Here is a 12,357-nt window from a genome sequence, read left to right on the forward strand (position 1 = left end):
GTGCGGCTTTTTTAACGATGTAGTTCAGGAGTTTCAATGACGTTTTTAAAAGGATTTGCTCTGGTAACTGCCTGCTGGCTGAGTACAGCCGCGGCCGACGTTCAACCTGCCAGCATTTACGACAAAGCCCGTGACAGGGCCATTCCGGTTGAGATCACCTACCCGGAATCTCACACAAAATGCAGTGAAAAAGCCCCTTGTCCGGTGGCGTTTCTCGGCGCGGGCTACGGTATGTCGCATACCGATTACACCTTCTTAGCCAAAGTGCTGAATAAGCATGGGTATCTGGTGGTTGCAATCGGGCATGAGTTGCCGGGCGATCCGCCGCTTTCTGTCTCTGGTAATTTGTTTGAAACGCGCAGCGAGAACTGGCAGCGTGGTGCAAAAACACTGGCGTTTTTGCAAAGCGAACTAAAAAGCAAAATGACGCACTACGACTTCGATAACCTAACATTGATTGGTCATTCTAATGGAGGCGATATCTCTGCCTGGCTGGGTAATGAAGGTAAGCCTTACATAGAACAGATTATTACGTTAGATCACCGTCGTGTGCCACTGCCAAAAACTAAGAATATAAAGGTACTGTCGATACGCGCCAGTGATTTTCCGGCAGATCCCGGCGTGTTGCCCAGTGAGGCAGAGCAAGCCGAGTTTGGTAGCTGTGTGGTGACCATTCCTAAAGCGCGGCATAATGATATCGCCGACTTTGGCCCTGTCTGGTTAAAAGACAAGATAGTGAAGCTTATTCGCCTGCATCTGGCCGGAGACTCGTGTTCACAATTGCAAAAAGCGTAATGGCCTGATAGAAAGTACAGTGGTAGTGTGCAAGTCACACTGCCACTTTCAAAACTCATCATAATAATAAGAGCAACTTCATATGAAATACTTATTGACCGCCCTGTTTATCCTGGTTTTTATCGGCGGCTGCACGTCAACTCAGCAGTCAGATCCTCAGATAAAAAATGGCTATGTCCAGATGCAATTCGATATTAACGAGCAAGGCAGGCCCGAGAACATCCGCATTATTGAGTCAAGCCACAATGGCTTATTTGATCAAGAAGCCATACGCTCACTAAAAGAATGGAAATATAACCCTAAGATTGAGGATGGCATACCGGTCAGGCAAACCAACCAAAAGGTGCAGCTGGATTTTGATATTAAGAATTAAGCAGACAATTCGCAAACGAGTTTATTTCGTTTTGTTCCGCGCATAGGCAATACGGCGCTTGATTTAACAGAAATTGATATGGGCGCTGACTTACCCCTGCTCAATCTCTGCTAAAAACTGGCTGAGTATTGCTTTGCTTTCAGCCAGTCGCGCGACTTTCTCATCAACGGCTTTGATTTCGCTGTGTAACAGGTTTCTAAGCTCGTCACAGGGCTCAAAAATGGGCCTGTCGCCGCGAATACAAGGTAAAAACTGTAAAATGGTATTGAGTGTCATGCCTGCCGCGCTCAGTAACTGAATACGGGTCAGCGTTTGTACATCGTTTGATGTGTAATTGCGATAGCCTGACGGGGAGCGGCTGGGGTGAAGCAAGCCTTGCTCTTCGTAGTACCGCAGCATGCGAATGCTGATCCCTGTTCGTTTCGATAATTCGCCGATTTTCATTCTACCCCCTTGACTCTAACAGTGCTGTCAGGGTTTATAGTACTGGCTTCCAAAAAGGGTTTCAAACCGGGAGTTAATTGTATGAAAGAAAACACCTTTGCATCGCAGACTGTGGTCAACGGCACGCTACTTCAGGAGCCACAGATGAGCCAGCTGGCCTTCTCTGGTTTTGCACATTTTACCGCTATGCAGGTACGTGATGGCAGGGTAAAGGGCATGGATCTGCATCTGAACAGGTTACGTCATGCTTCAGTCGAATTGTTTGGTCAGGCATTGTCTGATGCCGAAATCCTGACATCTGTTCGTGCTGCCATCGCTGCGGCGGGCACGGACTTGTCTTTAACGGTTACCTTGTATTCTTCTCATGGTGAGTTCACCCTGGAAAGTATGAACAGCCAGCCGAATGTACTGGTTCGCACGGGTGAGCCTGCGAATGGACCGAGCGGACCGCTGAAACTGCTGGCTACCGAATATAGGCGGCCGTTACCTGAAATAAAACATGTCGGTGAGATCAGTAAAACTTACTATCTCCACAAGGCTGCGCAGCAGGGCTATGATGATGCGGTATTCATAACTGGTACCGGTTGTCTGAGTGAAGGGACCATCTGGAATCTGGCCTTTTGGGATGGTGAAACGGTGATTTGGCCACAGGCTCCAAAACTGCAAGGCACCATGATGAGTATGGTCCAGCGGCAACTACGCTTACTTAATATCGAGCAGCGCACCGAGCCTGTGACATTGGCGAGTTTGCCATCGCTGCGCGGCGCTGTGGTGATGAACTCCTGGACACCGGGCGTGGCGGTGTCAGAAATTTCAGGCCACAGTCTGAGTGAGTCTCAGTCCTTATCTGCGCTTCTTCATCGGGCATATCAGGCGGAGCCCGCTCAGGCAATCTAGTGCGCTGAACCCCCGTTGCGTTAGCAGTTCGGGGCTTGTGCTTATTCGTCATTGAGTTCACTAAGCTGCTGTTCGACGCGCGCCAGTAAAGGTCCAAACCTTTTCTCGGCGGCGCGTTTATTCCAAAAGTAGATCCCCACCATGCCAAACAGCACGATCAGGTAATACAATTGCATGTGCGTAACGAGTTGAATAATCCCCTGGTCATCCATATTGGCGCCCAGCGTGATCAGCATGACACTGACAAAAATGGGCGCTATGTACCACCATACTATGCTCTCCAGGAGTTGCTTTTGCTGAGCCAGCATTTGTTCGAATGAAGGTTGTGTGTTCACTATGTCCCTGCTTTTTGTTGTTGATGTTATTAGGTTAGTAGTGCTCAGGACCTGAATGTGTCACAGACTGTCAAAAAAAGTGCAGCGAATTTGTATGGAAGGGGCATGCCATAACCTTAGATACGGGCTATGGCATGTATCCCCGGTTGAACACCCGGGGAAGCGTATGTATTACAGTTTGCCTTCAGCCAGGCCAATGATAAAGCCGTAACTTAGTGCGATATCATGAATGCGCTTAAAGCGACCTGATGCGCCACCGTGCCCGGCAGACATATCGGTTTTTAACAATAAAGTGTTGTTGTCCGTTTTATATTCGCGAAGCTTGGCAACCCACTTGGCAGGTTCAAAGTACTGCACCTGAGAGTCATGCAAACCGGTCGTCACTAGCATATTTGGGTAGTTCTGCGCACTGACCTGATCATAAGGCGAGTAAGAGCGCATATAGTCAAAATAGACTTTGTCATTCGGGTTACCCCATTCGTCGTACTCGTTGGTAGTCAGAGGCAATGACTCATCCAGCATAGTGTTGATCACGTCAACAAAAGGTACCGTGGCATGTACGCCATGGTACAGTTCCGGTTCCTGATTGATGACAGCTCCCATTAACAGGCCGCCAGCGCTGCCACCACGCGCGTAAAGGCGTTTTGGATCGCCGTACCCCAACTTAGTCAATTCCTTGGTGACGTCGATGAAGTCATTAAAGGTATTCTTCTTATTGAGTTTTTTACCATCTTCATACCAAGGTCTGCCCAATGCCTGAGAGCCTCGAATATGAGCAATGGCATAAACAAAGCCCCGGTCTAGCAAGCTCAAAGTACTGACTCGGAAGTTAGGATCACGGGTTGAACCGTACGAACCATAACCATATTGCAGCAGTGGATTGGTGCCGTCTTTTTTGAACATGGCTTTTTTGTAGACCAGTGTGACGGGGACTTTCACGCCATCTCTGGCAGTAACAAACAGACGCTTGGAAGCGTAGTCATCGGCGTTGAAATCGCCCAGTACTTTGGTTTGCTTACGCTGCGTTTTTTCCAGTGTTTTCAGGTCTATGTCATAGATGGTTTCAGGCGTTGTCATGCTCTCGTAGCTTACCCTGACAAAACTGCTGCCCAACTCCCGATTACCAGTCATCTCTGCCATGTAGGCCGGATCACTAAACGACAGAGTTTGGTGCGTACGAGTCTTTAAATCCAGTACGTTCAGGGTGCCAACACCTTCTACCCGCGATTGGTAAACCAGGTGATTGTCAAACAGCTCAACGTCTTCCAGCTTAGCCTCAGGGTTGTGGGCAATAATGGTTTTCCATTTACGCTTATCCGACAATTCATCTTTGTGCGCTTTCATGAGCTTAAAGTTGACGGCATTGTCGTTGGTATAGACAAAATAGTAATCGCCCTGCTTGAGCACATTGTATTCATGCCCTTTGGTTCTGGGCAGCAGGCGATACGGCCGCGCTTGTCCATTATTGGCATCAATAACGGACAAACCCTTGGCTTCGGTACTGTGGTGGATGATGTAAATCTCACTACCATCTTTACTTCTTTCCAGGTAGGTGTAGTAAGTATTGTCTTTTTCTTCATACACAAGTTCATCCTGTGACTGGTCCTGGCCCAGTACATGACGATAGACCTGATAACCCAGCAAGGTCACAGGGTCTTTTTTGATGTAGTAAATACTGCGGTTGTCATTGCCCCACTGGATACTGTCGGCTGCGCCTTCTAATTTGTCAGTGTAAATCTCTCCAGTTTCAAGGTCTTTCACACTGATAGTATAGATGCGACGACTTAGCGTATCTTCTGCAAAAGCCATGAGCTTGCCATTCGGGCTGACGCTTAGTGCACCGAGGCCATAGTAAGACTGGCCCTCAGCCCGTTGATTGGCATCAAAAAGCTGAGTTGGTTCGGTACCGTCCGCATGTTTACTGCGGTAGTAAATGCGATATTCCTGGTTGCCCCTTACTTCACTGAAGTAGTAGTAGTCACCGCGTTTATACGGCACACTGCGGTCATCTTTCGCGATTTTACTTTTTATTTCTTCAAATAAGTCTTTGCGTAATGACTCTATGGGGGCCAGCTTTGCATCTGCATAGCGGTTTTCCTGCTCAAGATGAGACAGCACTTTCTCTGAGCTACGGGTGTCGTCGCGTAACCAGTGATAGTTATCAACCAGTTCATAGCCATGGATCTGGGTGACGTGAGGAATTTTTTGTGCAACTGGAGGCTGAACTTGCTGCTGGCTTGCCTGAGTGTCTGTGTTTTGCTCTGTCACGGTCTGGCTGCACGCGCTGGCCAGCATAATCGCACCTGCAATGGCGCTGAATTTGAGAATTGTCATGTCTGTCCTTTTTGACATTCGGGGTATGCCCCGGTTGGTCAGTAAAATGAGCGGGTGCTCAAATGTATTTAACTTGATTGTTGTCGGATTGTAATCTCATCTTTAACAAAAGTACAAAGAGCCTGAGACAAGCGGGGAGGTTTGACGGGTAGGTGTATTGATTTGGCAAGGGCCAGCTCTGTGGCGAGCTGGCATACCCTGATGTTAGCAGTTTTCGTTTTCTGCATTGAGGTTTTCTTTGGCTTTTTCACACAGGTCTTCAGCCTTGTTTTGTACATCTGTTATGGCCTCGTCTACGCGCTCACCAGCGTCCTCGGCAGGGCCATCAGAACAACCAGCCAGGCCTAAAATAGTGATAAAAAAAGTTGCCTGAAGTGCAGTAATCATGTGTTTCATAATGTGCTCCTTAATATTTAATGAAGTAACGTGTGGCTGCTATGCGTTTGGCTTTTTAATCACAGGCAGCACAAACGACAGCAAAACCAGGGCAATAAAAACAAAGAACAATATCTGTGCAATGCCCGCAGCAGCCCCGGCAATGCCACCAAAACCCAGAATGGCACTGAGCAGTGCAAGGACTAAAAATCCGAGTGACCAACGTAACATGTGAACCTCCTGTCTGTGTTTGATCGGGCAGGGCCAGTGCCCTGCAAAGTCTGTGATATGACGTTTATAACTAGGCGGTAAACGCCTGAAGCGCTTTCATTTCGTCATGGCAAGCCTGCATGCGAACCTGGATCTGTCTTAGGTCCTGAACACACTGAGGCGGTAATTGTTGCTCTAAGGCATCGGCCACTTTTTCCAGCACCTTATCCTCTACTTCTTCTAACTGCGCGATATAAGTGTGTGTTTTGTCAGTACTCAATACACCCAGCACCTTAGTGTAATGCTCGCGCAGCGTGACTAGCATGTCAGAGTCGGTTTCGCGCTCGCCTTCATCAATCAGCACGTAGGTTTGCAGTTTCGAAATAGCCTGCACCTTTTCAGTGATCATGGTGTTGAAAATGGCACTGATGCGCTCGTCGTCCACTTTGTCTTTGGCGTCTTTGTAAAACTCTACGCCACCATTGAGCACCTTGACTAACTCCTTCAAAGGTTCCATATCATAGTTCGAATGTGTCATCGTTTAGCTCCTTACTAGATTGCTTAAGTTTGTCTGTTGTTTAAACTAATGCACTGCCCGTGCCAGATTTAAACTTTATTAATATCAATGGCTTGAGCGTTTTGTGTTGCATCGGACGATGCAAGCTTTACCTTGTGTCTGTAACTTTTACGCTTCACTACTGGGTACTTCTTTCTCACCTTGCTGTGTGTGAGCACGCTGGCGCATATTGATTTGCATGTCCCCCAGGTTTGCACCGCCTTTGGCATTAAAATCCAGCGTACGAATAGGAAAGGGAATAAGAATATCGTTTTCTTCCAGGGTTTTGTGGATCGCAATAATGGCTTTGTGGCGCATCTGCATAAAGCCAATCTCACCCGGGTAGTCAATCCAGAACCACACCAGCAGATTGACAGAGCTGTCACCAAACCCGCAGGCATAGACATCGGTTTCGTGTTGTTTAATGACGCCATCCAGCTCGTTTATGGCCTCCACTATCACAGATTCGGCCTGCTCGATATCATCGGCATAAGAGATCCCGACTTCTATTTCTATCCGTCGGGTGGCCAGGCGGGAGTAGTTAATCAATTCATTTTTAAACAGGATTTTGTTGGGCACTATGGCCAGCTGACCATAAAAGTTCTCAATTAAAGTATTGCGCAGGTTAATCCGGCGGACGGTGCCGAAGGTGTCGCCGGCTTCTACTACATCACCAACCCGAAAAGGTTTGCGAATGCCCATTACCACTCCGGCTATCATGTTTTCGGTCATATCCTGAAAGGCAAAACCGATTGCCAGTCCTATGATGCCAGCACCGGCAAGTAGTGACGCCACCGCTTTTGATAGCCCCATAATATCCAGGGCAAAGAAAAACCCGATCGCAACCAGGATCATACGGCAGATCCCCGTAATCAGCCCGGCTATCTGGTTTGACTCAAACAAGCGTTTAAGCAAGGTCAGCAGCCAGCGAGCAAGGAATTTAGACAGAATCACAAACACAATAAGAATGAGTGTTGCAATGACCAAGTTGGGTAAATTCTTAATTGTCAGTTCGGCCCAGTGCACGAGCTTTTCATTGATCAGCGACCAGAAGTCTTGTGGGGTAAAAGTAAATGACATAACGCCTCCTTATATGTATCTGGTGATAGCAGCAGGGAGCGTGCCATTGGACTATATATTTAATTTCAATGGGTTAGTAAAAAGTGTGATGGTCTGTGTAGAATTTTCCAGTAAATAGTTCCACACCGGTATGTAAAATATACAGGCAAAAGGCAGGGGAAATTATCTAACCATATGATTTTAAATGGCTAAATAGGTTGGCACGTAAGCTGCACCTGTCAAAGTGAACTCATCCACAAGGAGAATGATTATGAAACGCACAATTCTAACACTTGCTTTTGCTACGGCTTTTTCAACTTCTGCGGTTAATGCTGCTGACAATCAGTGGGAAAAAGAGGCCAGCGACGCCTGGATAGACGGTAAAGCCGAAGCTACTTTACTGTTCAATGGCAACCTGAATTCGTTCGACATCAACACAGATGTGAAAAACGGCGTGGTGGTCCTCACAGGTAAGGTTGACCACAGCGTTGATAAAAAACTGGCAACTGAACTGTTGATCGGTATTGACGGTGTAAAAGAGGTAGACAACCGGTTGACTGTGGTATCAGAGGACAAAGATAAAGATGGCAAAGGCGATGCAGAGTCTGACTTTGTTGATGCCAAAATCGCGACGGTGATTAAAACCCGTCTGCTGTTTGATACTGACATCAGCGGTACCGACATCGACGTCGATGTCGACAATCAAACCGTGACGCTTACCGGTGAAGTTGAGTCAGACGCTGAAAAGCAGCTGGTGGTAAATATTGCAGCGAACGCAGACGATGTAAAACGTGTTAACAACAAGCTGACCGTTGTTGATGAACGCTCATAGAGCAACGCAGTTACTCCCTTGACTTACAGGCACGCTTAGCGTGCCTTTTTTATGCGTTTTGCACAATGGCGGTCAGGTCGGGGAGTGAGACAGGTTTAAGTAACACCTGGCTGACCGGGTAAGAGAGCAGGGCGTCGGGGTCGGGTTCACTGCCGCTGACCACCACCAGTTTAGCCGGGATCTGACGCTTGTGAACTGCTGCAACCAGCGCCAGCCCGGAGCCATCGGGTAAATTTAAATCCAGCATTACCACATTAAAATCAGCGTGTTTGTCCAGCTCGCTCAGGCCCTCAGCGCAGCTGCCGGCAGCGATGACCTCACATTCCAGAGACTCCAGCAAAAGCTTCATTAAGTTGCGCGCATCCGGGTCATCTTCAACCAATAAAATTCGCTTGTTTTTGATGTTTGAGTCGCTGGGCTGTGTGGTGAGCGTGTCTTGTACGGGTTGTGCGGACAAATAATCCTGTAAACAGGATTCAAGCTGAGTAACGTTAATGGGTTTGGTCAGGGTATCGTTAAAGCCAAGGGCTTTAAGGGTATCCAGGTTACCCTTCTGGGCTGCGGCTGTTAGTGAGATAATGGGTGTACTAATACCCCGAGCGCGCAATTTAACTATGGCGTCTTTGCCGTTTAATATCGGCATGTGCAAGTCCATAAACACCAGGTCAAAGGCCGCATCAGTTTGAGTGAGTAAGTCACAAGCTACTTTGCCATTTTCCGCATAGCTGACCTGGGCACCGGTGGCTGTAATCAGCTGTCCCAGCAACTGGCGAATTTCGGGCAAATCTTCAACGATGAGCACCTTGCCGGATAAATTCGTTATCTTTGTTGAAGGCCTATTTACAGTGGTGGCGAGCAGATCTAGCTGACCAAGCTGTCCGGAACATTGACCCGACCCGATAGTAAAGCTAAAAGTACTGCCGCTGCCCACGCTTGACTCAACCTGTAAACTCCCCCCGAGTAGGCGGATCAGGGCTGAGCTGATGGCCAATCCAAGGCCGGCGCCTTCCTCAGAGCGCGTGGTACTGTCCTGGACCTGCTCAAAGGGCTTAAAAATATGTGTCAGTTTGTCCTGAGGAATACCAATGCCGGTATCCTCAATCGAAAAACTGAGCTTACCTTCAGCGGCTGGCCGTACCTCAATTGAAACCTGCCCGCTTGGTGTGAATTTTATGGCGTTATAAACCAGGTTGATGAGCACCTGTTTCAGACGTTTTTCGTCAGACTCAATATAAGCGGGTAAGGGCGCGTCGGTGTGAATCGCAAACTTAATGCCCTTTTTATCCGCAGCAATGGAAAACAGGCTGTGCAGATCGGCAAGTAACGAGGCCAGGCAGATCTCACTGGGCTCAACTTGCAGGCTGTTGGCGTTGATTTTCGACAAATCCAGCACGTCATTGAGCAGGTTCAGCAAGTGCTGGCTGTTATTGTGAATGATAGACAGCTCAGGTTTGATATTGTCCAGCTCGCTGCGGGTTAGCAACAGATCGGTATAGCCCATGATAGAGGTCAGTGGGGTGCGCAACTCGTGACTCAGATGCGCCAGAAAGCGGTCTTTGGCGCGGCTGGTGGCCTGTGCCCGCAGCCGCTCCAGGCGCTCACTTTCAAGCTCCCGACGGGACAGGGCATAGCGGATCGCGCGGATAAAGCGCGGGCTGCTGATCTCAGACTTAAGTAAGAAATCTTCTGCGCCCAGTGCCAGTGCATCTGCGTCCAGCACCTCATCGGCCTGGCCTGTGAGCATCATAAACGAGGTATTGATGGGCAGTGCTTTGGCGGCTTCAAGAATGGTCAGACCGGTATGTCCGCCAAGCTGGTGGTCAAGCAGGCAGAGGTCGAACTGATCAGATCCCAGTGCCTGAAGCACTTCGTCATGTTCACTGAGCCAGGTGACATCAAACTGATAGTTGGGCACTTGTTGTAAGTAATCCAGTGCCAGTACATAGTCGTCTTCATCATCCTCTACCAGCAGTAGCTTAACCACCTGCGCATTTTGCATCTGTTTCTCCTAGGGTAATTCGACGATTTCAATCCAATACTTGCCCAGTTGACGCATTAGCTCGACCAGTCCATCGAAGTTTACGGGCTTGGAAATATACGACGCGGCACCGAGATCATAGCCCCTGAGTTTGTCTTCTTCTTCCTTAGAGGTGGTGAGGATCACCACAGGGATTGAGCGCAGTGTCGGATCCGCCTTGATCTTTTGTAGCGCTTCACGACCGTCCATTCGTGGCATGTTGAGATCCAGCAAAATAATGCTTGGCCGGGGATAAGCCGTTTTATCTTCAAACGGCGGCTCATTGTTCAGATAAGCTAACAGCTCAACACCATCGTGCACAAAATTTAGATTGTTCAGTACCCGGCTTTCTTGCAGGGCATCCTGGGTCAGCAAACGATCGTCTTCATCGTCGTCTGCCATCAAAATATTAATGCGTCTGGTTGATAAGCTGCTCATCGGCGGTGTCCTTTAATGTGAGAGTGGAAGCAAGGTCAGGCAACAGGATGCGAAAAGTGGTGCCCTGGCCTTCAATACTGTGTGCGCTGATCTGCCCGCCATGACGTTCGACTATGCGTCGGCATACGGCAAGACCAATACCCGTACCTTCATAAGATTTACGGGTATGCAGGCGTTGAAACGGGGTAAAGATTTTTTCGCTATACTCGGCGGCAAAGCCAATACCGTTGTCAGTGAGATCAATCTCCAGCCAGTCGCATTCAATGTCTTCAAGTAGCTTGCTGGGGGCAGTGGTTTTGCACATGGTTATGGCAATTTGTGGCGGCACGCCTTCGCGGCGGAATTTAATGGCGTTAGATAACAAGTTTAAAAACAACTGGTGAAGCTGGATTGGGTCGCCTTCAATGGTCGGTAATGGGTCAACCTGAATGCGGGCATTGGCGTCGCTGATGGTTATCTCCAGGTCATCCAGCACAGTCTCCATGAGTGGATTAAGTGCGACATCTTCGAACTCTTTTCCTTTGGTCGTCACTCTGGACAAAGAGAGCAGATCGGTGATTAATACTGACATCCGTTTGGCAGCGTTGTCCATTCTGGACAGGTAATCCTTGCCTTTTTCATCAAGCAGCGCTTCGTAATTGGCCTTGATACGATCAGAAAACGCGCGAATTTTTCGTAGAGGCTCCTGTAAGTCATGAGAAGCGATAAACGCAAAGTCTTCGAGCTCGCGATTGCTGCGGGTCAGTTCATCCGCGTAAAGCTCCAGTGCCTGAGTGCGCTCTTTCACTTTGTCTTCGAGTTGCTCATTGTAGCGTTCAAGCTGCTCTTTTGAACGACGAACACTGTGCAGGTGTTTAATTAAAAACCCCAAAAACAGGGTGCTGATCAGGGTGCTTAACACCGTGAACCAGATCAGGTTGTCTTTTGCGGTTTCCCGTGCCTGCGTCAGACGCGCCATCAACAGGTTTCGGATCTCGGTTTCTTCAGTCATGATGGTGGCGTACAGGGTGCGCAAGTCAATCCCGGTACTTCGCACATCGTCCAGCATTCTGTGTGGTTCAAGCTGCTCATTGTCCCTTGCCAGTGCTACACTGGCAGACAAAGACTCAAATTTAATCCGGGCATGCTGAATATAACGTTCCAGGCGTTGCTGCTGAGGAGGGCTTTCCGAGCGGATTGTCTGGGCTTCACTCAGGCTATGTTCAAATTTTTGCAGTGCAATTTTATAGGGAGCCAGATCGCTTTCGCGTTGGGAAATGAGATAGCCTCGCTGCCCGGATTCTGCATTAAGAATGTCAATGTGCAATTGATCGACCCTAAGCATGACTTCGCCGGTATTTTGAAGACTGCGTTGAATTCTGGCGATTTCATCGGTGTTTTTTAATCCCAAAGTGGCCACTAATATGACCCCCGCCAGGATCAACAGCGGGATTAGCCACACCATACTTTGTATATACCGGGAGTGATTGAATGTATGCACAGTCGTTCCTGTCAATCTTGTGTCATCAAGGTTTGTAGCAATTCGCTACACGCCTTACTGGCTTTAATGATATCCTCGGCTGATTGCTGAATTTCGGCTTCTGAACCTGGCTTCTGGCTCAGGATCTTAATCAACTCTGCGTGCATAGAAATATGGTTGAGTGGCTTTCTGGCATCATGAATGAGTGTGGCGATATCAGGTTTGTCTGTCAT

The 12,357-nt window shown here is 48.4% G+C and carries 15 protein-coding genes; 4 read left to right on the plus strand and 11 right to left on the minus strand.

What is annotated here, in order from left to right; genetic code table 11:
• Nucleotides 1-36: 36 nt before the first annotated feature.
• Nucleotides 37-795, plus strand: a complete 759-nt coding sequence (locus CWB99_RS11640; RefSeq protein WP_138549602.1) for an alpha/beta hydrolase — start codon at nucleotides 37-39, stop codon at nucleotides 793-795.
• A gap of 82 nt (nucleotides 796-877) precedes the next feature.
• Nucleotides 878-1,168: an energy transducer TonB gene (locus CWB99_RS11645; RefSeq protein WP_138549601.1), complete on the plus strand. Its 291-nt coding sequence runs from the start codon at nucleotides 878-880 to the stop codon at nucleotides 1,166-1,168.
• Between the two features lie 90 nt (nucleotides 1,169-1,258).
• On the opposite strand, the gene CWB99_RS11650 is transcribed toward CWB99_RS11645, so the two are convergent.
• On the minus strand, nucleotides 1,259-1,612 hold the full coding sequence (locus tag CWB99_RS11650; RefSeq protein WP_138549600.1) for a MerR family transcriptional regulator: 354 nt from the start codon (nucleotides 1,610-1,612) through the stop codon (nucleotides 1,259-1,261).
• A gap of 81 nt (nucleotides 1,613-1,693) precedes the next feature.
• On the opposite strand from CWB99_RS11650, the gene CWB99_RS11655 reads away from it, so the two are divergent.
• A complete protein-coding gene (locus tag CWB99_RS11655; protein WP_138549599.1) occupies nucleotides 1,694-2,509 on the plus strand; it encodes an aminotransferase class IV family protein in 816 nt (271 codons plus the stop codon).
• A 41-nt stretch (nucleotides 2,510-2,550) separates the two neighbouring features.
• Here the strand turns inward: CWB99_RS11655 and CWB99_RS11660 are convergent, their stop codons facing one another.
• From CWB99_RS11660 to CWB99_RS11685, 6 genes are all read right to left on the minus strand, one after another.
• Nucleotides 2,551-2,844 carry a hypothetical protein gene (locus CWB99_RS11660; RefSeq protein ID WP_138549598.1) on the minus strand — a complete coding sequence of 98 codons (294 nt, stop codon included), beginning with the start codon at nucleotides 2,842-2,844 and terminating at the stop codon, nucleotides 2,551-2,553.
• A gap of 171 nt (nucleotides 2,845-3,015) precedes the next feature.
• Complete coding sequence (locus CWB99_RS11665; RefSeq protein ID WP_138549597.1) at nucleotides 3,016-5,178, minus strand: S9 family peptidase; 2,163 nt, start codon at nucleotides 5,176-5,178, stop codon at nucleotides 3,016-3,018.
• Between the two features lie 204 nt (nucleotides 5,179-5,382).
• Nucleotides 5,383-5,574: a hypothetical protein gene (locus CWB99_RS11670; protein WP_138549596.1), complete on the minus strand. Its 192-nt coding sequence runs from the start codon at nucleotides 5,572-5,574 to the stop codon at nucleotides 5,383-5,385.
• 39 nt (nucleotides 5,575-5,613) lie between these two features.
• Nucleotides 5,614-5,784, minus strand: a complete 171-nt coding sequence (locus tag CWB99_RS11675; RefSeq protein WP_138549595.1) for a DUF1328 family protein — start codon at nucleotides 5,782-5,784, stop codon at nucleotides 5,614-5,616.
• A gap of 70 nt (nucleotides 5,785-5,854) precedes the next feature.
• Nucleotides 5,855-6,301, minus strand: a complete 447-nt coding sequence (locus tag CWB99_RS11680; protein WP_138549594.1) for a PA2169 family four-helix-bundle protein — start codon at nucleotides 6,299-6,301, stop codon at nucleotides 5,855-5,857.
• Between the two features lie 147 nt (nucleotides 6,302-6,448).
• Nucleotides 6,449-7,399 (minus strand): mechanosensitive ion channel family protein, encoded by a 951-nt coding sequence (locus tag CWB99_RS11685; protein ID WP_138549593.1) that lies wholly within the window; start codon nucleotides 7,397-7,399, stop codon nucleotides 6,449-6,451.
• Nucleotides 7,400-7,649: 250 nt separating this feature from the next.
• Here CWB99_RS11685 and CWB99_RS11690 point away from each other — a divergent pair, with 250 nt between their 5' ends.
• Nucleotides 7,650-8,210, plus strand: coding sequence for a BON domain-containing protein (locus CWB99_RS11690; protein ID WP_138549592.1), 561 nt, complete (start codon nucleotides 7,650-7,652; stop codon nucleotides 8,208-8,210).
• A gap of 49 nt (nucleotides 8,211-8,259) precedes the next feature.
• Here the strand turns inward: CWB99_RS11690 and CWB99_RS11695 are convergent, their stop codons facing one another.
• From CWB99_RS11695 to CWB99_RS11710, 4 genes are read right to left on the minus strand one after another with little or no spacing between them, the layout of a single operon-like run.
• Nucleotides 8,260-10,209, minus strand: a complete 1,950-nt coding sequence (locus tag CWB99_RS11695; protein WP_138549591.1) for a response regulator — start codon at nucleotides 10,207-10,209, stop codon at nucleotides 8,260-8,262.
• A 9-nt stretch (nucleotides 10,210-10,218) separates the two neighbouring features.
• The gene (locus tag CWB99_RS11700) at nucleotides 10,219-10,665 is read right to left on the minus strand and encodes a response regulator (protein ID WP_138544164.1); all 447 of its coding nucleotides are present in this window, start codon (nucleotides 10,663-10,665) and stop codon (nucleotides 10,219-10,221) included.
• Nucleotides 10,637-12,145, minus strand: a complete 1,509-nt coding sequence (locus tag CWB99_RS11705) for a sensor histidine kinase (protein WP_138549590.1) — start codon at nucleotides 12,143-12,145, stop codon at nucleotides 10,637-10,639. Before CWB99_RS11705 ends, CWB99_RS11700 begins: the two co-directional genes overlap by 29 nt.
• 11 nt (nucleotides 12,146-12,156) lie before the next feature.
• Entirely contained in the window at nucleotides 12,157-12,357 is a 201-nt protein-coding gene (locus CWB99_RS11710) for a histidine kinase (protein ID WP_138549589.1), read from the minus strand.

Source organism: Pseudoalteromonas rubra, assembly GCF_005887095.1.
GTDB lineage: Bacteria > Pseudomonadota > Gammaproteobacteria > Enterobacterales > Alteromonadaceae > Pseudoalteromonas > Pseudoalteromonas rubra_E.

Bases quoted from the DNA above. Each gene is read 5' to 3' on its own strand.
- CWB99_RS11685 (WP_138549593.1), bottom strand. From the start codon at position 7,399: ATGTCATTTACTTTTACCCCACAAGACTTCTGGTCGCTGATCAATGAA.
- CWB99_RS11655 (WP_138549599.1), top strand. From the start codon at position 1,694: ATGAAAGAAAACACCTTTGCATCGCAGACTGTGGTCAACGGCACGCTA.
- CWB99_RS11700 (WP_138544164.1), bottom strand. From the start codon at position 10,665: ATGAGCAGCTTATCAACCAGACGCATTAATATTTTGATGGCAGACGAC.
- CWB99_RS11665 (WP_138549597.1), bottom strand. From the start codon at position 5,178: ATGACAATTCTCAAATTCAGCGCCATTGCAGGTGCGATTATGCTGGCC.
- CWB99_RS11675 (WP_138549595.1), bottom strand. From the start codon at position 5,784: ATGTTACGTTGGTCACTCGGATTTTTAGTCCTTGCACTGCTCAGTGCC.
- CWB99_RS11650 (WP_138549600.1), bottom strand. From the start codon at position 1,612: ATGAAAATCGGCGAATTATCGAAACGAACAGGGATCAGCATTCGCATG.
- CWB99_RS11710 (WP_138549589.1), bottom strand. From the start codon at position 12,357: ATGACAGACAAACCTGATATCGCCACACTCATTCATGATGCCAGAAAG.
- CWB99_RS11640 (WP_138549602.1), top strand. From the start codon at position 37: ATGACGTTTTTAAAAGGATTTGCTCTGGTAACTGCCTGCTGGCTGAGT.
- CWB99_RS11695 (WP_138549591.1), bottom strand. From the start codon at position 10,209: ATGCAAAATGCGCAGGTGGTTAAGCTACTGCTGGTAGAGGATGATGAA.
- CWB99_RS11690 (WP_138549592.1), top strand. From the start codon at position 7,650: ATGAAACGCACAATTCTAACACTTGCTTTTGCTACGGCTTTTTCAACT.
- CWB99_RS11680 (WP_138549594.1), bottom strand. From the start codon at position 6,301: ATGACACATTCGAACTATGATATGGAACCTTTGAAGGAGTTAGTCAAG.
- CWB99_RS11645 (WP_138549601.1), top strand. From the start codon at position 878: ATGAAATACTTATTGACCGCCCTGTTTATCCTGGTTTTTATCGGCGGC.
- CWB99_RS11670 (WP_138549596.1), bottom strand. From the start codon at position 5,574: ATGAAACACATGATTACTGCACTTCAGGCAACTTTTTTTATCACTATT.